Origin of the sequence: Burkholderia sp. Cy-637, assembly GCF_011753175.1 — a bacterium.
Classification (GTDB): Bacteria; Pseudomonadota; Gammaproteobacteria; order Burkholderiales; family Burkholderiaceae; genus Burkholderia; species Burkholderia gladioli.
Genome location: NZ_VWWC01000015.1, coordinates 21,951 through 38,674, shown reverse-complemented (window position 1 = coordinate 38,674; position 16,724 = coordinate 21,951). Strand labels below are relative to the sequence as shown.

Here is a 16,724-nt window from a genome sequence, read left to right as displayed (position 1 = left end):
CACAGCGCGCCATTCGCTCATAGCGGGCTGTCGTCGTCGCCCGCGCACACTGCCTCCAGCACCGGCTCCGCCTCCTGCTCCTCGTCCGGCACGTAGTACCAGCCGCGCGATCCGGTCGACTCGCGCTTGCGCACCCATCCAAGCGATTTCAACGCCTTGCCGATACGCCGCTGCTCGGGCAGCGTCCATTTCGACGAGTCCAGCCTGAGCACGTCGCGCAGGATCTCCTCCATCGTGGTACGGCTGGAATGCGCGATCTGCTTGCCGATCACGTCCTCATACACGTCGCCCTCGTAGCGCTCGGCCTGCTCGACCTCAAAGAGGGGCCGCTCGGCCTCCGTGACGTGCCACACAACGCCCTGCCGATACAGGTGGACCGCCTCGGCCCAAAGCTGATCACGTGCGCGTGCGATGCCGTCAATGTCGACCAGACCGCCGCAACGCAGCGGCCAGTACCGCCGGTTACCCGACTCGTCCTTCAGGTAGGCATCGAAGTTGACCGAGCCCGCGAACACGCACTGACGATGGACGTCGGTCGCTCGCTTGCCGTAGAAGTTGCGGAATCGGTCCGTCTCCGTCGCGAAGAAGCTCTTGGCGGCCGACGAGTCGGTCTTGTTGAGCGAATCCAGCTCGGCCAGCTCGATGATCCATTTCCCGGCCATGACGGCGTAGGTATCCTTGTTGCCGATCTGGATCGGTGTATCGGTAAACCACTGCTTGCCGGCCAGCACCTTCAGCGCCGTCGACTTCCGCCAGCCCTGCCGCCCTTCGAGAATCAAGACGTTGTCGACCTTGCAGCCCGGCTGCATAACACGCGCGACGGCGGCGATCATCCACTTCATGAATGCCAACTGGACATATTCGCTATCGGCCACATGCAGGTACGTCGAGGGCATCGACTTCACGCGCTCGACGCCATCCCATTCCAGGGTGTTCAGGTACTCGCGGATGTCGTGAAAATGCGTGGCATCGGCAACGAGCAAGACAGCATTCATGACGATGTCCGGCCGAACGTTCAAGCCGTACTTCTGCGACAACCAAAGCGTGCTGCGATGGTCATCCATGTCGGTCCATTCACCCAGCGCCCCCTGCCCGAACGGCGGCACGCGGCGCTTGACTACCCGACCGGCAAAATCATCCTGGGCGATGACACCGCGCCACTCTGCATGGTTCGACAGGATCAGATGGACGTTGCCAAGCGTGGGCAGCAGCGTGCCCTTGTCCGATCTCGCAAGGCTCTCCTCCCAGGTGAAGGCACCGTTCTCCGCTTCGCGTCCGTCCCACTCCTGCTCCTCTGCGGCAGCGGACGTCGCGGCCGGCTGCATCGCGCGCTCGGCAGGCACGACCTCGGCGGGCTGCTGCTCGTCATCGGCTGGCGCGAGGACGGCCCGAATCGCCGCATGCAATTGCCGCTCGACGGCTTCCAGCCCTTCCTCGACGTGCAGATCGTTGAAGTCGGTCAGCTTCCGATCGCCGCGATCGGCGAACGTCGGATAGGTGACCGACACGCCGTCGACCGCGGCTGCCGCCTCGTGAGCGCGTTTAAGGCCCGTGTTTTCGAAGCGCTTGCGACGCAGCGGCATCACGTCGTTGCCGTATGTCGCCTCGACGAATTGCACACCGTTGTCGTCGACACGCTTGTGCGCGGCCAGCATGTACCACGTGTTCTTCGCCTCGACCTTGATCGGCGATGCCCCGTATGTCAGCTCACCGCGAAACCCGAACTCCTCGACGAGCCATTCGCGCAGGCGCTGCTCGATCTTCCAGTCGTCGTCGGCGCACACCAGAATATGAACCGCCGGAAAGGCCGCACGCAGCCCCTGCACCGCCGACTGGATGCCGGCCGCGTCGAAGCAGACGGACACCGCGAAGGCTTCACGCGTCGCCATACGGATCGAGCGCCCGGTGGCGTACCCCTCGGTGACCAGCACCATCTTGTCCTCGGCGCCGATGCTGCCGAGCAGCCGGCTGGCGCCCTTCTTCTCCATGCCTTTGTTGTAGCGCTTCTCGCCGTTCGGCGTGATCTTCTGCAGACCGACGAGCCGCCCCTCGGCCTCATAGCGGTACATCGGAACGAACATCGTGCCGTCCGCGTCGAACCGCACACCCTCGGGCGTGATCTGTTTGCGCTCCAGATAGGCGGATGCGCCAACGTCGCTCGCTCGGTCCCACTGGCTGCGTGCGCGGTTGGCCGCCAGTTGCGCCTGGCGGGCCGCCCGCTCGCTCTCCTCGCGCTCGGCCGCTTCCTGGCGGCGCCGCGTTTCGGCAAGCACCTCGTCGCTCAGGGGCGCACCGGCCCACTGGAACCGCTCGGTGCCGGGATCGTCGCCGGAGAAATAGCCGTAGGTGCCCGAGTAGCCGATGACAGCGCCCTTGCTCACGACTTCGCGCAGTTGATACCAATACTTCTTGCGGGGACCGTATCGATGGTGCTTGCCGTCCGCAACAGGGTGTCCGACAGGCAGCTCAGGATGACCCGCTGCCGCCAACTGCGCGCGAATCTGGTCTAGCGACGACATTCCGCAATTCTCCTTTCCAGTTCAATTTGATGCAGGGTGGAACGCCAAGCCTTACGGCCGGCGGCATAGACATTCACGCCGATCGATTTACGCAGCGGCACCGAGTGCCGCCGACGCAATGCGCGGCTCACACGCTCTAAAGTCACTTTGGTCTCCGGTTATTTGCCGCGCAGGCGGCGCCACTCGGCGGCCATCTGGGTATCGAACGCGGACAGGTCATCCGCCGGTATGCACCCGGCGAACTGATCACGGAACGAATGGCGTTCCGCTTTGGTGGGAAGCGCGGCGCACACGCGCGCGGCGACGCGCACAAAGGCATCGACACGGCCGGCCTGGATTGCCTCGTCGGCAAACATCGCGAGGCGATCGGGGAACGTTGACATCAACGACTTGAACAGGCGCCCCGCATCCTCGGGCGCCCTGTCCAGGCGACAAGCCAGCGCGGTTCGACCACACGCGAGTTGCTGCCCGCGATCGCAGGACAGGCCAACATGCTCCCGCGCTATGCGGCAGCAGCCCATACCCGGTTCAATTCGATCCATGGCGGCGCCGACGTCGGGCTGCGAGGTTGCGGGCCGCATGAATCAGGCGTTGAAACAGACGCTGCCCCTTCCGTCCCGTCGCGATGATCTTCTCCGCATCGTTGTCGTCGATACGGCGATCGACCATAACGCGCGTGACATCGTCGGCAACGAGCCCGACATGCGCTTGCAGGCTCAAGGCAGTGGAGACCAGCCGCATCGCACTGCCCTCGCCCGCGTCGTCCACGCTCTGCTCGTCGACTGCCTCGGCGACGAGACCGAACCGCGCATTCAAGGCGTGCAAGGCGTCGAGCGCGTGCGCGCTCGCCTCGGCCTTTTCCTGCATCCACTCGACCAGCAGCTCGAACATCTCCATCGAGAGCCGGCTGTCGCCGACGCCACGCAGACGAAGGCGCAGCGACTCGGGCGTGATGTTCTTTCCGCGTCGATTCGTGAGGTGATTCGCGGCGTCGGCAACGCCACCCGGCGTATTGCGCACGGACGTGTAGAGCACGTCGAGCCATTCGGTACTGTCGTATCGGCAGGTCATATTGGAGTTTTGAGATAGCGGCGCTTTCATGCTGTTGCGGCAGAAGGCGGCGGCTTACGATTCAGCACATCGCAGCAGGGTCAACTGCGGACGAGGAAACTCGCTTGGACATGGAAGGTTCGGCAGCCACAAAGTAGTCGTGCAGCGCCTGAACGTTGGACACTCGCGGGTCGGACACACGCGAAAGCGCGATCTTCGTCAAGGTGTCGTACGGCACGCCTGTATCGGCAGAGATCTGGCGCCACCTCCCCTTACTCGCTCGCAAGCTGTCGACAACGAACGTCAACCATTCACCGGCACCCCGACTCATAGCGCTCCCCAATTTCTATGTAAGCCCGATGTTAAGTCTTTTATGACTTCTTTTCAAGATCGAGGAATCGCAACAATAGTCACTTATGTCTAGCCATATTCGGCAACATCAGTCAATGAACAAGAGATCCGCACGCGAGATCCTCGCCGACAAGCTGTCAGCGTTGATGGACGCACACCCGATACTGAACACCCAGGGGAAGCTCGCCGCTCGGGCTGGACTGGCACAGCGCACGGTCGGGCGCATGAAGAAGAATGAGGCTGACCCTCAGCTCGGGCACGTCGAAGCCGTTGCGACCGCGCTCGGCGTGCCATTGATCGATTTGATCTCGGAAGAGCAATCTCAAGGGTCGACGTTGCACTACGATATGGACGCCGTCCGCCGCTTGTCGGAAGAGGACAAGAAGAAAATCGAGTCGTACATCGAATTCGTCGTAAGTGCCAGCGGCACGGCACGTAGCCAGACCGAAGAGCCGCTGAACTTTTCAGAACGTATTCCTGCGACGCCCGCTCAGGCCGACGCGGTTCGTCGGGTAGCTCAACAACCATTATCAAACAAAACGTTGAGCATTCATGAGAACCAAAGCCACGCAAACGAGGGAAAGCGCCGGCATCGCTGATTTGTCTGTCTATCGAGCACGCAAACACAAACTACCACCGACCTCCTCAAAAAACTCCACCCGCGAGCGGGCAGCCTTCGCCCGGAACGCCTTATTAGGTGAACTCAATTCGCGAGACGTCCCAATCGTCGCTTACGCCGCCGTGCTCCTGTCAGAGGATGGCGAAGTTACGATATCCGGGGCCGGGATTGAGCCTCAGTTCGCACCCGCCATCCAATCCGGCCTGCGCCGCATCACGCGGCACATCGAAAAAAGCAGTAGCAAACGGCCCTCACACAGCGGTCAAGCCGGGTTTGCAAAGTTACTTCCCCTCCTTTCGACTGCCATCCTGGCCGCCACATATATCAACGTCATCCCTTGGATCGACGTTGCACTGTCCGTCCTTGCCCAACTGGTAGCTGGCGTGGCCGCCCGCACAAAAAGTAGCGCCGATTCGATCAAGTCAAATAAGCCTGATTTCCATATTTGATATGCTCCTATCTTCTTTTGAAGAGTCTTTAAAGACTTGACTGCGTAAGCCATAAAAGACTAACCTCCGGGCTACGCAATGCCGCGTAACCCGGAGAAACCGTCTTGAACACTACCGATCTGTACACCGAAGAACGCCAGAAGCGAATCCGTGACGAACAAGCGCCGCGCGTGGTTACGTCCGAAGCAGCTAGTCAAAGCAACTTTGAGAAATCCACGATCGTTCGCGTCGCGGTTGTTGCGGTGCTCCTGATCATCGCGGTCGACCTCGCGCAGGACGCGCCGTACGAGGCACAGCCGTCCTCACCGACCGAAGCACAGCCGGCCGCACGCCACCTTACCGCCTGACAGCCCTGCTTATGCCGGGGTACTCCCCGGCGCCATGGAGAACATGACCATGCCGCGCACCAAGCTCAAAGCCCGCCTTCACTTCGACACCGTTCGCAGAGACACCCTCGGATTGCGTAGCGTTGCAAGCTACGACCGCAACGCCAATCGAACCGCCACGCAGATCCGCGTTGGCAGGTACCTTGTCCGCTGCCGCCCTATCCCCGACAGTCTGAACACGCTGTATTCGATCCTCGACGGGAACGAGATCGCCGGCACGCAGATGTCGATTCCGTCCGAGTGCGACTGCGCTCAGGCGGTGAAGCGACTGCGCGACAAAAAGCGCGCTGCGGGCAAAGCGGCAGCGATGGCGATCAAGAAGGCGAAGCAGAGCACCAACGGCCATGGTCGGTCGGTGATGGAGACTGCGTGATGGACGACCGGACACGTCACCTCGACCTCATTGCGCCAATCCCCACTGGCACCGCGAAAGCAGCCGCAGCGGCAGCCGGCGCGACGTCGGCAGACCTCTGGATGGTGCCTTACGGTCAACTTCACTATGACCCTGCCGACAACATCCGCCCGGTCGATCCCGAGTGGGTGACACACCTCACCGCGCTAATCGTCGAAAACGGCTACGACAAGGGTTCGCCGCTGCATTGCTACGTGCGAAAGGTCGATGGCAAGGATCTGCTGTTTGTATACAAGGGGCAGCACCGCTACCTCGCGGCCGGGAAGGCCATCGAGGCGGGCAAGGATGTCGGCAAAATCCCCGTTGTCGTACGCGACGCCAAGACGGTCAGCCGCGCGGAAATGGTGATTGACGGCTATCTAAGCAACGATAGCAAGCGCTCGTCGCCGCTCGAACTGGCGAGCGTCGTCGCCGAGCTTCGAGACATTCACGGCATGACGCTCACGGCGATCTGCAAGCGCTTGAACGTCACAGACCAAACAGTCCGCGACGTCGGCTTGCTCGAACGCGCACCGGTCGAACTGCATCAGATGATTCGCAACGGCGCCGTCGCCGGGACGCTGGCGATCGAGCAGATTCGTGAACACGGGGCCGACAAAGCTCTCGACCGACTGCAGAAGGGTGCCGCGAAGGCTGCGGAGTCCGGCAAGGTCCGCGTGACGAAGAAACACCTCGACGCATCGCCAGACGCTCGACAGCCCGTCGCAGCGCCGCCCAATCACCTGCCCGAGAAATCGCCGAGGCCAGCGCAAGCGTCCGCACGATTGAGCACGCCCGCAAAGATCAGCGAGCAGCAGGCAAAGCAACTTTTGCAAGCATTGCAGGCGGTCCTTCACGATGGCAGCTTCGGCAAGCTTTCGCAAGCTACCATTGCAGCCGTCCACGGAGCGATGATGCCGCTCGCGGCCATGCTCGATACGCCTGCCCGCAAAAAAAGCTGGCCCGTTACCGAGCCGAACGAAAACGGGATCTGCGACGCTGCCGACACGCTCGAAGGCCCAGCTCGAACCGACAGGATCAAGGGGCCGCTCGCTTACATCCGCGTCGCGCAACCAGCCCACGGCATCTGGATCTCGTCGATCGAGTACAACACTGGTTCTAGTTTCGCAAGCAGCCCGCTCAAACTGACATCGGCGAGTAACGCCGCATGGACCCGCGTTCAAGCGATTCACGCAGGCGCAGCCCTGCTGATCAAGTCCATCAAGTCGCCGGGGCCGGGCGTGACGCGAGCCGAGCAGACCGCGTTTGCGCGGATCCTCGCATGGGCAAACACGGTCGCAGACATGCCAGACCCTGACTGGACGAGCGAATTTACCCTCGCCACTGCCAAGGGGCAGCGCCCGGATATCAGCGGCTTGATCACCGCCATAGAAGACAAGCGACGCTTGGCTGCAGGCCGCGCCTTACTCGACGCTGCGCTTCCCGTAGGCGAAATCAAGCCCGGTCTTGAACCCAATGCCGCATGGCCCTTTCCGAAAGGAGGTGCCAATTGAGCCAGCACCCGGCCCCTTCTACCCCACGTCCGCTGCCGCGCAAGCGGGAACGCACGACGAATCACCCGGCTATCGCGCTCGTAAGCGTCAACGGGACGTCGATGCAGACGGACAGCAGCGGGCTTTCGCCCGCAAAAGCAATCCAGAAAGGGAAGGCGCCGCTCGCGCGGCGCAAACCTATACAGACGAACAAAGCCTTGGCGGATACCCGCCAAGGCCGGCTCGCGCGGCTCGATGCCCTTCGCATCGAGATCCGCACGCTGATCGCCGAGGTCTCGCACGCGGCCGATGTCGAGCTGCTGGATCTGATGGCCGACGAGATCGGTTCATTCGCCCGCCACAAGGCCGCACAAGAAGCCCGCACCTGGGCAGCAACCGCCGGCATCACCTTGGAAACGGGATTGATGCAACTCGGCCGCGCGATCCCGGCGGCCGAGAAAACCAATGAAACAACAGTGAGCAACACCATGACCAAAGGAGGGACGCACGTATGACCGTCGCGATGGAACCGATCTACCTCGACCTCGACGCGCTCTCTGCCGCAATCTCGTTGTCGCCAGCCGTGATCCACAAGCTCGTGCGACAGGCGCAATTCCCGAAGCCACGCTCGATATCGGATCGCCGGGTCGGCTGGCTCACGAGCGAGGTCAAGGAATGGGCTGCGACTCGACCTGCGTCAGAGAACCTGCCGCCACCTAATTGCGGGACTGGCCGGCGCCGGACCGCCGATCCTCGATAGCCAATTCCTCAAGCTTGTCATTGAGCAGCGTCAGCCAGTGTCGACGCTGCTCGTCATACTTGTGCAGGTTGTATACGCCGCCGACTCCAGGCAGCATGTGGCCGATGATCGCCTCTCCCACCTCGAACGGACAGCCCAGCGCAGCAAGCATCGTCCGAGCCGTGCGTCTCAGATCATGCGGCGCCCAATGCGTAACGGTCAGGCGAGGCCGCTCCATTTCCGGTCTCGTCGTAGCGTAGGGCTGGTGCATCCACACCGTCGACTGAAACACCTTCTGTTCCGTCTGAGCGCCCCTCGTAGACGGAATTAAATACCCATCCCCGTATCTCGCCCACCGTCGCCGTACGACCTCCTCTGCCCGGCCGACCAGCGGCACCCGCAGGTCGGTCGCATTTGCGTGCCTCGCGTTCTTCGTCTTGGCCTTCGGAATGGTCCACCATAGACCGTCAGCTTCTTCGCTGATTTCCTTACCAGTCATTGCGCCAATCTCGCCGCCGCGCGTTCCGGTCCAGAGATACAGAATCAGCGCGTCATGCACGGTTCGGCTGAAATTCGGTAGCCAGTTGATCAGGCGGCCGGTTTCTGCATTCGCAAGCACCCGCTTCTTTGTACCGGTGGACTCGCCAGATATCCGTTTGCCGGTACTCCGGAGGCGGCCGCGCATGATTTGCCGCCACCAATTGGGCGTCGTCTCGGCCAAGGTGCTCGCGTCCAGGGCGTAGTCCCACGCGGCGCCCAACTCCTGCCGCAGCCGCCGAGCCTGCACCGGAATGTGCGCATATGACTCCAGCAGGGCGAACGCCTGGCCCCGCGTAATCTGCTCGGCGATCCGGTCACCGAACTCGCCGAGCATCGTGTCGAACATCCGTTTCGCCTCTGCAGCGCCCTTGCTCTTTCGATTGCGTTCGACGTGCCCGACAAGGTAAGCGCGGCACACCTGCCGCACGGTCAGCGGACCGTCCTGCGTTACCATAACGCCCAGCGCTGGATTAGCCTGCAAACGCTTCGCGAGTGCTGGATCACTCCCTGCCTCGCGGGCCGATCGCAGCTTCTCCCATTCGCCCGCAGCAGCAGCTAACGACAACGCCGGCCACTCGCCGATTTTGGTTTGTCGCATGCGGCCGTCGACGGGCGATTTATATCGATAAGTCCACGAGCGACGCGTGGCCGTTGCCTCCAAGCGAAGGCCCGGACAACCGTCGATCGTTATGTGTGTACCCGGCTGCATTTGCTTTGCAGCGCGTGCGTCGAATCGCATTTTTCCTCGGCGTAAGTTTCTGACACAGCCCACACTCTACCAGCGTAGGTTTTAGTCGGCGAGATCGCAAAAACCTACGCTGAACCGCGATATTTAGTGAGATGTCGCGGCATGTGGAAATGAAGCGAGCACGCAAGCAAATCGGCTGGAAACCCTTGGTGGAAAAGGACGTGCAGGAAATTACGGATACAAAACAGCAACTTACGGAAGCGTCTTTTAGTGGACACACGCCCATGATGCAGCAGTACCTGCGCATCAAGAGCGAACATCCGGATACGCTCGTCTTCTACCGGATGGGTGACTTCTACGAGTTGTTCTACGACGACGCCGAAAAAGCCTCGCGTCTTCTCGACCTGACCCTGACGCAGCGCGGCGCCTCGGGCGGCAACCCGATCAAGATGGCCGGCGTGCCGCACCATGCGGTCGAGCAATACCTGGCGAAGCTGGTGAAATTCGGCGAATCGGTGGCGATCTGCGAGCAGATCGGCGACCCCGCCACCTCGAAGGGTCCGGTCGAGCGCAAGGTGGTGCGCGTGGTCACGCCGGGCACGCTGACCGATGCCGCCCTGCTCTCCGACAAGGCCGACGTCTACCTGCTCGCGCTGAGCCTGGGCCACAACAAGCGCGGCGTGCTCACCAACGTGGGCCTGGCCTGGCTCAACCTCGCCAGCGGCGCGCTGCGGCTCGCGGAAATCGCGCCCGACGAACTGGGCGCGGCGCTCGAGCGGATCCGCCCGGCCGAAATCCTCGCCGCCGACGCGGCGATCGAGGCCGTGCCGGCCGGCGCCGGCGCGGTCACGCGCGTGCCGGCCTGGCACTTCGACATCGCCTCGGGCACCCAGCGCCTGTGCAGCCAGCTCGACGTCGCCAGCCTCGAAGGCTTCGGCGCGCACTCGCTGACCAGCGCCTGCGGCTCGGCCGGCGCCCTGCTGCTGTATGCCGCCTCCACGCAAGGCCAGCAGTTGCGCCACGTGCGCAGCCTGAAAGTCGAGACGGAATCCGAATACATCGGCCTCGATCCGGCCACGCGCCGCAACCTCGAACTGACCGAAACCCTGCGCGGCACCGAATCGCCGACGCTCTACTCGCTGCTCGACACCTGCGGCACCACCATGGGCAGCCGCCTGCTGCGCCACTGGCTGCACCATCCGCCGCGCGCCTCGGTGGCCGCGCAGGCACGCCAGCAAGCGATCGGCGCCCTGCTCGAGGCAGCGGGCGAGGCCAGCCTCGACAGCCTGCGCGGCGCGCTGCGCCAGGTCGCCGACGTGGAGCGCATCACCGGGCGCCTGGCCCTGCTGTCGGCGCGCCCGCGCGACCTCTCCAGCCTGCGCGACACCTTCACCTCGCTGCCCGAATTGCGCGCGCGCATCACGCCGATCGCCCAGCAAGCGAGCGCGCTCGCGCGCCTGGAAGCCGCGCTGGAACCGCCGGCCGGCTGCGCCGACCTGCTCACGCGCGCGGTCGCCCCCGAGCCGGCCGCGATGGTGCGCGACGGCGGCGTGATCGCACGCGGCTACGACGCCGAACTCGACGAGCTGCGCGACATCTCCGAGAACTGCGGCCAGTTCCTGATCGACCTGGAAGCGCGCGAGCGCGCGCGCACCGGCATCGCGAACCTGCGCGTCGAATACAACAAGGTGCATGGCTTCTATATCGAGGTCACGCGCGGCCAGACCGACAAGGTCCCCGACGACTACCGCCGCCGCCAGACCCTCAAGAACGCCGAGCGCTACATCACGCCCGAGCTGAAGACCTTCGAGGACAAGGCGCTGTCGGCGCAGGAACGCGCGCTGTCGCGCGAGCGCGCGCTCTACGACGCGCTGCTGCAGTCGCTGCTGCCGCATATCGAGGAATGCCAGCGCGTGGCCGGAGCGCTGGCCGAGCTGGACCTGCTCTGCGCCTTCGCCGAACGCGCCCGTGCGCTGGACTGGGTGGCGCCGCGCTTCTCCGACGAGATCGGCATCGAGATCGAACAGGGCCGCCACCCGGTGGTCGAGGCGCAGGTCGAGCAGTTCATCGCCAACGACTGCCGGCTCGGCAACGAGCGCAAGCTGCTGCTGATCACCGGCCCGAACATGGGCGGTAAGTCGACCTTCATGCGGCAGACCGCGCTGATCGCGCTGATGGCCTACGTCGGCAGCTACGTGCCGGCCAAGTCGGCCTGCTTCGGCCCGATCGACCGGATCTTCACGCGCATCGGCGCCGCCGACGACCTGGCCGGCGGCCGGTCGACCTTCATGGTCGAGATGACCGAGGCCGCCGCGATCCTCAACGACGCGACGCCGCAAAGCCTGGTGCTGATGGACGAGATCGGCCGCGGCACCTCGACCTTCGACGGCCTCGCGCTGGCCTGGGCGATCGCGCGTCACCTGCTCTCGAACAACGGCTGCTACACGCTGTTCGCCACGCACTACTTCGAGCTGACGCAGTTGCCGGTGGAATTCCCGCATGCGGCCAACGTCCACCTGTCGGCGGTCGAGCACGGTCACGGCATCGTGTTCCTGCACGCCGTCAACGACGGCCCGGCCAACCAGAGCTACGGCCTGCAGGTCGCGCAGCTCGCCGGCGTGCCGCCCGCCGTGATCCGCGCCGCGCGCAAGCATCTCGCGCACCTCGAACAGCAATCCGCCGGCCAGCCGACGCCGCAGCTCGACCTGTTCGCCGCGCCGCCGCCCGTCTACGACGACGAGCCCGATTTCGACGTGCCCGAGGCGCGCGAGCCGGCAGCACCGGCCGCGCCGCATCCGGCGCTCCTGCGCCTGCGCGAGATCGATCCGGACAACCTCAAGCCGCGCGAGGCGCTCGACCTGCTCTACGAACTGCAAACCCTCGCCGCCCGGCAGGCGGACGATGACCTGGCGCACTGATCCACCGCCGCTGGCGAACCCGCGTGGCGCGCCCGCGCCACGTTTCGGCATCGCCGTCGCGATGGCCGCGGCCGCGCTGCTGCTGGCCACGGTGACCACCGCCGCCGCTGCCGCGCCCGCCGCCTCGGCAACGGCGCGCGTGGCCGAGCGCGGCTACGCCTTCGCGGTACTGAGCGGCGCGATCAACAGCCCGGCCGACGAACCGGCCGCGGCACGCCTGCTCGATGCCATCTCGCGCGATCGCTCGGTCGCCTTCGCGATCTACGACGGCAACCTGAAGGGCGCGCGCGAGGCCTGCCGCGACGGCATCTACGACACCCGCATCGCGCTGCTCAAGGCCTCGCGCGTGCCCGTGTTCTACGTACCGGGCCAGGCCGACTGGGCCGCCTGCGCGCTGAAGGAAAACGGCGGCTACGACGCGGTCGAGCGCCTCGACTACCTGCGCCAGACCTTCCTCTCCGATTCCGAATCCTTCGGCCAGACGCCCCTGCCGCTCACGCGCGAAAGCGAGGTGGCACGCTTCAGGCCATTTCGCGAGAACATCCGCTGGACCCAGGGCGACGTGGTATTCGTGGCGCTCAACGCGCCTTCGCCGAACAATCGCTACCTGACGGCGGGCGGGCGCAATGGCGAATTCGAGGATCGCGCGATCGCCAGCGCGTTCTGGATCGATCACGCCGCCGAAACCGCCAAGCGCCGCAATGCCCGCGCGCTGGTCGTCGTCATCGAAGCCGATCCGCAGTTCGAGCACTACGAGCGCGAACGCTTCGCCTGGCTGCGCTTCGGGCGCTCGCGCGCGCGCGACGGTTTCCTGGAATTCAAGCGTGCGCTGGTGAAGGCGGCGCAAACCTTCCGCGGCACGATCCTGGTGATCCACGCCGGCGACGAAGCGCTGCGCGCCGGCTTTCGTATCGACCAGCCGCTGCATGACGAGAAAGGGGATCGGGTGGCGAACCTGACGCGCATCGCGATCGCGCCGCGCGAGCGGCTGGTGCAATGGGTCAGGGTCACGGTGAATCCGGCCGGACGGCCGATGTTCGGAGTGGGATTGCAGGAGGTGCCGAGCAACCTGCCGGTGCCGCCCGCCCTGCCAGCCGCGTCGCATGACGACACGCCCTTGCCGCAGATGCCGGAAATCCCGGCCTTGCCGGAATTGCCCGATCCGGCCTCGAGCGGCTTGCCGCCGCAACCGGCCTCGACGGGCAATCCACCCATCTTGCCGCCTGCGTCGACGCCTGGCGGCCAGCCCGCCTCGATGCCCGACGGCGGCTACTGAGCGAAGCCGGCTGCCACCGGCTGCAATCAAGCCGCCGGCACAAAAGCAAAACGGCCGGCAAATGCCGGCCGTTCTTCCATCGATCAGTGCAGCGTGCGACCCTGGGTCGGCTCCTCGCCGTCCTCGTCGTCCTCATCCTCGTCGACGATCTCGAGCCCTTCGGCGCCATGCGCGTGCTCGTGCTCGATCTCGTCCTCGGTGGCGGCGCGCACGTCCTTGACGGTCAGCGCGAAACGCAGCGCCATGCCGGCCAGCGGATGATTGCCGTCGAGCACGACCTTGTCCTCGGCGATGTCGGTGACCGTATAGATCAGCGAATCGACTTCCTCGTCGCCGTCTTCCGGCGTGCCTTCGAACTGCATGCCGACTTCGAGCGGCTCGGGGAAACGGTCGCGCGGCTCGATCTTCACCAGCTCGGGATCGTAATCGCCGAACGCGTCCTGCGGCTCGAGCTGGATCTGCGCTTCGTAACCCGTTTCCTGACCGTCGAGCTGTTCCTCGATCTTGGGGAACGTGCCATCATAGCCGCCGTGCAGATAGATCATCGGCTCGTCGCTTTCCTCGATCAGATTGCCTTCCGTATCCGACAGCTTGTAAGTCACCGAGACGACGGTGTTTTTTGCGATTTTCATCCAAATCTCCCAATTTCCAGCCGCATTATACGATGTCCCAACGGTCCGAAGCCGAACCGGCAAACCGCGCGCGAGCCCCGATCCAGAACGAATCCGGCGCCCCCCACCCCGACACGCCCACCCCGCTGCTCGGCCAGTTGACGCCGTCGCAATTCATGCGCCGCCACTGGCAGAAAAAGCCGCTGCTGATCCGCCAGGCGATTCCCGATATCGTGCCGCCGCTGTCGCGCGACGCGCTGTTCGAACTGGCCGCCGACTACGATACGGAATCGCGTCTGATCACGCATTTTCGTAACAGATGGCAACTGGAACAGGGGCCCTTCGAGGACGGCGCGCTGCCGTCGGTGAGCAAGCGCGAATGGACCCTGCTGGTGCAAGGCGTGGACCTGCACGACGATGCCGCGCGCGCCCTGCTCGAGCGCTTTCGCTTCATCCCCGACGCGCGCCTGGACGACCTGATGATCTCGTACGCAACCGATGGCGGCGGCGTCGGCCCGCACTTCGATTCGTACGACGTATTCCTGCTGCAGGTGCATGGCAAGCGCCGCTGGCGCATCGGCGCGCAGAAGGACCTGACGCTGCGCGAGGATCTGCCGCTGAAGGTGCTCGAGAATTTCGAGCCGACCGAGGAATGGGTGCTGGAGCCGGGCGACATGCTCTACCTGCCGCCGCACATCGCGCACGACGGCATCGCCGAGGGCGAATGCATGACCTGCTCGATCGGTTTTCGCGCGCCGTCGGCGGGCGAACTGACCGGGCAGTTCCTCTACTATCTCGCCGAGCGTGGTGCGCTGCGACAGAGCCCGCGCGCGGGCGAGCTGTATCGCGATCCGAAGCAGCCCGCCGTGACGCGCCCCGCCGAGCTGCCCGAGGCCCTGGTCGAACGCGTGGCGACCATCCTGAACGGCATCCGCTGGAGCCCGCGCGACATCGAGGCCTTCCTCGGCAGCTACCTGAGCGAACCGAAATCGAACGTGGTGTTCGACGCCCCGGACGATCCCCTCGACGAGGACGATTTCGTCGCGCAGGCAAGCCTTTGCGGGATTCGTCTCGACAGGAAAGCGGCATTGATGTATAACGCGCGATCGTACTTCATCAATGGCGAAGAAAATCCGCTCTCGGGCAGCTCGAAATGGCTGCCGGAACTGGCCGATCGACGCTATCTGGGGGCGAAACGCTTTGTAACACACTCCCGACACCCCCTCATGACAGCTTTGCTTCACGAGTGGTATTGTGCGGGCTGGATCAGGCTGGGGTGAGCTGCAGTCGGCTTATCCTGGCAGGACGCTCATACAGGCCAAACTTGTATGGGAAAGACAACGTATTGACCCCGCATTTGTCGACGGTCGATAGGAAAGTGCATATAATTTCCGCCCAAGCCGTAGGGAAGATTCACGCTCTGGCAGTGCATCTCCACAGCGGCCCAGGTCGGTGTTGGAGCACATTACCGGTATTGTTTCGCGCTGTTGCTTACCTTTAACCATAAAAGGACGTGATCATGAAGAAATCCCTCCTCGTAGCTTCCCTGTTGGCCGCCGTTGCACTCGCTGCTTGCAACAAGAGCTCGGACCAAGCTGCTTCGTCGGCTGCTAGCGACGCATCGGCAGCCGCTTCGGCTGCTTCGTCGGCTGCTACGGCTGCTTCGGACGCTGCATCGAGCACGGCTGCTGCTGCGAGCGACGCTGCATCGGCTGCTGCCGCTCCGGCTTCGGACGCTGGCGCATCGGCCGCTGCTCCGGCTTCGGGCGCGAGCCAGTAAGCTGGGATCAGCTCACGCTGATACGAAAAACCGGCCCTGGGGCCGGTTTTTTTTCGCCTGCGTTTTCTTCGTCGCGTTCTTCCTCGATATACAGGCCTGGATACGCAGGCCGGGACGAGTCGACCAGATTGCGCCTAACCCAGGCTCAGCCAGTCGAAGCCGTCGTCCTGCGAAGCCACCCCCACCTCCTCCTGCGCGCAGCCCAGCACCGCCGCCAGGGCGGCCCGCGCCAACTCGGGCTGGTTGTTCTCCTGGCTCAGATGCGCGGCCACCACGTGCCGCAAGCGGGCCCGGTCGAGCGAGGCCAGGATGTCGGCCGCCGCGGCATTGCTGAGATGCCCGAGAGCGCCGCCGATACGCGCCTTCAGCGAGGCCGGATAACGGCCCTTGGCCAGCATCTCGGCATCGTGGTTCGCCTCCAGCACCAGCGCGTCGCAGCCGCTCAGCACGCCGCACAGATGCGGCGTCGACATGCCCGCATCGGTCAGCACGCCGAGCCGCGCGGCGCCATCGGAAAACACGAATTGCAGCGGTTCCCGCGCATCGTGCGGGACCGTGTAGGGAAGGATCTGGAGATCGCCGATCGGCGTGGTTTCGTCGCCCCACAGCACGTGCAGGTCGACCGCGGCGCTGTCGGCGCCGACCGCCTTCGCAGTGCCCCAGCTCATGAACAACGGGATGCCGAAGCGCCGGGCGACCGTCAGCGCGCTGCCGATATGGTCGCTGTGCTCGTGGGTGATGAGGATCGCATCGAGCTCGCCGGAGCCGAGCCCGACGCGCGTGAGGCGCCGGTCGAGTTCCTTCGCGGAGAAACCGCAGTCGAGCAGCACGCGCGTGGTCGTGGTGCCCGACGAGGCCTCGACGACCAGCGCATTGCCCTCGCTGCCGCTGCCGAGGCTCGTGAAGCGCACGGC

Annotated in this window: 16 protein-coding genes; 10 read left to right on the top strand and 6 right to left on the bottom strand. The window is 64.4% G+C overall.

What is annotated here, in order from left to right; translation table 11 throughout:
• Positions 1 to 17: 17 nt before the first annotated feature.
• The 3 genes from F3J10_RS07180 to F3J10_RS07170 all read right to left on the bottom strand — a co-directional run bounded on the left by F3J10_RS07180 (position 18) and on the right by F3J10_RS07170 (position 3,590).
• Positions 18 to 2,519 (bottom strand): VapE domain-containing protein, encoded by a 2,502-nt coding sequence (locus F3J10_RS07180; RefSeq protein WP_167241749.1) that lies wholly within the window; start codon positions 2,517 to 2,519, stop codon positions 18 to 20.
• Between the two features lie 158 nt (positions 2,520 to 2,677).
• Complete coding sequence (locus F3J10_RS07175) at positions 2,678 to 3,061, bottom strand: hypothetical protein (protein WP_167241748.1); 384 nt, start codon at positions 3,059 to 3,061, stop codon at positions 2,678 to 2,680.
• Positions 3,048 to 3,590 carry a hypothetical protein gene (locus tag F3J10_RS07170; RefSeq protein WP_205200188.1) on the bottom strand — a complete coding sequence of 181 codons (543 nt, stop codon included), beginning with the start codon at positions 3,588 to 3,590 and terminating at the stop codon, positions 3,048 to 3,050. The genes F3J10_RS07175 and F3J10_RS07170 overlap by 14 nt, the downstream gene beginning before the upstream one ends.
• A 425-nt stretch (positions 3,591 to 4,015) precedes the next feature.
• Between F3J10_RS07170 and F3J10_RS07165 the strand changes: the two genes are divergently transcribed.
• The 7 genes from F3J10_RS07165 (at position 4,016) to F3J10_RS07135 (ending at position 8,018) form a co-directional block, all read left to right on the top strand.
• Positions 4,016 to 4,519, top strand: a complete 504-nt coding sequence (locus F3J10_RS07165) for a helix-turn-helix transcriptional regulator (RefSeq protein WP_167241746.1) — start codon at positions 4,016 to 4,018, stop codon at positions 4,517 to 4,519.
• On the top strand, positions 4,473 to 4,988 hold the full coding sequence (locus F3J10_RS07160) for a hypothetical protein (protein ID WP_167241745.1): 516 nt from the start codon (positions 4,473 to 4,475) through the stop codon (positions 4,986 to 4,988). The genes F3J10_RS07165 and F3J10_RS07160 overlap by 47 nt, the downstream gene beginning before the upstream one ends.
• Before the next feature lie 104 nt (positions 4,989 to 5,092).
• Positions 5,093 to 5,335 (top strand): hypothetical protein, encoded by a 243-nt coding sequence (locus F3J10_RS07155; RefSeq protein WP_013698694.1) that lies wholly within the window; start codon positions 5,093 to 5,095, stop codon positions 5,333 to 5,335.
• 49 nt (positions 5,336 to 5,384) lie between these two features.
• The gene (locus tag F3J10_RS07150; protein ID WP_240155418.1) at positions 5,385 to 5,747 is read left to right on the top strand and encodes a beta-hexosaminidase; all 363 of its coding nucleotides are present in this window, start codon (positions 5,385 to 5,387) and stop codon (positions 5,745 to 5,747) included.
• A complete protein-coding gene (locus tag F3J10_RS07145) occupies positions 5,747 to 7,279 on the top strand; it encodes a pyridoxal phosphate biosynthetic protein PdxJ (RefSeq protein WP_167241743.1) in 1,533 nt (510 codons plus the stop codon). The genes F3J10_RS07150 and F3J10_RS07145 overlap by 1 nt, the downstream gene beginning before the upstream one ends.
• A complete protein-coding gene (locus F3J10_RS07140) occupies positions 7,276 to 7,773 on the top strand; it encodes a hypothetical protein (protein WP_238541276.1) in 498 nt (165 codons plus the stop codon). The genes F3J10_RS07145 and F3J10_RS07140 overlap by 4 nt, the downstream gene beginning before the upstream one ends.
• Positions 7,770 to 8,018, top strand: a complete 249-nt coding sequence (locus F3J10_RS07135; RefSeq protein ID WP_017918200.1) for an AlpA family phage regulatory protein — start codon at positions 7,770 to 7,772, stop codon at positions 8,016 to 8,018. Before F3J10_RS07140 ends, F3J10_RS07135 begins: the two co-directional genes overlap by 4 nt.
• Here F3J10_RS07135 and F3J10_RS07130 read toward each other — a convergent pair.
• Entirely contained in the window at positions 7,975 to 9,276 is a 1,302-nt protein-coding gene (locus F3J10_RS07130; RefSeq protein WP_044273910.1) for an integrase family protein, read from the bottom strand. The two genes, F3J10_RS07135 and F3J10_RS07130, sit on opposite strands and share 44 nt — an antisense overlap.
• Positions 9,277 to 9,509: 233 nt before the next feature.
• Here F3J10_RS07130 and mutS point away from each other — a divergent pair, with 233 nt between their 5' ends.
• Positions 9,510 to 12,143, top strand: a complete 2,634-nt coding sequence (gene mutS / locus F3J10_RS07125; protein ID WP_240155417.1) for a DNA mismatch repair protein MutS — start codon at positions 9,510 to 9,512, stop codon at positions 12,141 to 12,143.
• A complete protein-coding gene (locus F3J10_RS07120) occupies positions 12,127 to 13,419 on the top strand; it encodes a hypothetical protein (RefSeq protein WP_167241742.1) in 1,293 nt (430 codons plus the stop codon). The genes mutS and F3J10_RS07120 overlap by 17 nt, the downstream gene beginning before the upstream one ends.
• Positions 13,420 to 13,502: 83 nt before the next feature.
• On the opposite strand, the gene F3J10_RS07115 is transcribed toward F3J10_RS07120, so the two are convergent.
• Positions 13,503 to 14,051, bottom strand: a complete 549-nt coding sequence (locus F3J10_RS07115; protein ID WP_013698701.1) for a peptidylprolyl isomerase — start codon at positions 14,049 to 14,051, stop codon at positions 13,503 to 13,505.
• 32 nt (positions 14,052 to 14,083) lie between these two features.
• Between F3J10_RS07115 and F3J10_RS07110 the strand changes: the two genes are divergently transcribed.
• The gene (locus tag F3J10_RS07110; RefSeq protein WP_025099051.1) at positions 14,084 to 15,310 is read left to right on the top strand and encodes a cupin domain-containing protein; all 1,227 of its coding nucleotides are present in this window, start codon (positions 14,084 to 14,086) and stop codon (positions 15,308 to 15,310) included.
• Positions 15,311 to 15,944: 634 nt separating this feature from the next.
• Here F3J10_RS07110 and F3J10_RS07100 read toward each other — a convergent pair.
• Entirely contained in the window at positions 15,945 to 16,721 is a 777-nt protein-coding gene (locus F3J10_RS07100; protein WP_167241741.1) for an MBL fold metallo-hydrolase, read from the bottom strand.
• Positions 16,722 to 16,724 lie beyond the last annotated feature (3 nt).

Excerpts from the sequence above, each read along its gene's own strand:
- F3J10_RS07115 (WP_013698701.1), bottom strand. The coding sequence starts at position 14,051 with ATGAAAATCGCAAAAAACACCGTCGTCTCGGTGACTTACAAGCTGTCG.
- mutS (WP_240155417.1), top strand. The coding sequence starts at position 9,510 with ATGATGCAGCAGTACCTGCGCATCAAGAGCGAACATCCGGATACGCTC.
- F3J10_RS07145 (WP_167241743.1), top strand. The coding sequence starts at position 5,747 with ATGGACGACCGGACACGTCACCTCGACCTCATTGCGCCAATCCCCACT.
- F3J10_RS07120 (WP_167241742.1), top strand. The coding sequence starts at position 12,127 with ATGACCTGGCGCACTGATCCACCGCCGCTGGCGAACCCGCGTGGCGCG.
- F3J10_RS07150 (WP_240155418.1), top strand. The coding sequence starts at position 5,385 with ATGCCGCGCACCAAGCTCAAAGCCCGCCTTCACTTCGACACCGTTCGC.
- F3J10_RS07165 (WP_167241746.1), top strand. The coding sequence starts at position 4,016 with ATGAACAAGAGATCCGCACGCGAGATCCTCGCCGACAAGCTGTCAGCG.
- F3J10_RS07160 (WP_167241745.1), top strand. The coding sequence starts at position 4,473 with ATGAGAACCAAAGCCACGCAAACGAGGGAAAGCGCCGGCATCGCTGAT.
- F3J10_RS07170 (WP_205200188.1), bottom strand. The coding sequence starts at position 3,590 with ATGACCTGCCGATACGACAGTACCGAATGGCTCGACGTGCTCTACACG.
- F3J10_RS07180 (WP_167241749.1), bottom strand. The coding sequence starts at position 2,519 with ATGTCGTCGCTAGACCAGATTCGCGCGCAGTTGGCGGCAGCGGGTCAT.
- F3J10_RS07135 (WP_017918200.1), top strand. The coding sequence starts at position 7,770 with ATGACCGTCGCGATGGAACCGATCTACCTCGACCTCGACGCGCTCTCT.
- F3J10_RS07110 (WP_025099051.1), top strand. The coding sequence starts at position 14,084 with ATGTCCCAACGGTCCGAAGCCGAACCGGCAAACCGCGCGCGAGCCCCG.
- F3J10_RS07175 (WP_167241748.1), bottom strand. The coding sequence starts at position 3,061 with ATGGATCGAATTGAACCGGGTATGGGCTGCTGCCGCATAGCGCGGGAG.
- F3J10_RS07130 (WP_044273910.1), bottom strand. The coding sequence starts at position 9,276 with ATGCGATTCGACGCACGCGCTGCAAAGCAAATGCAGCCGGGTACACAC.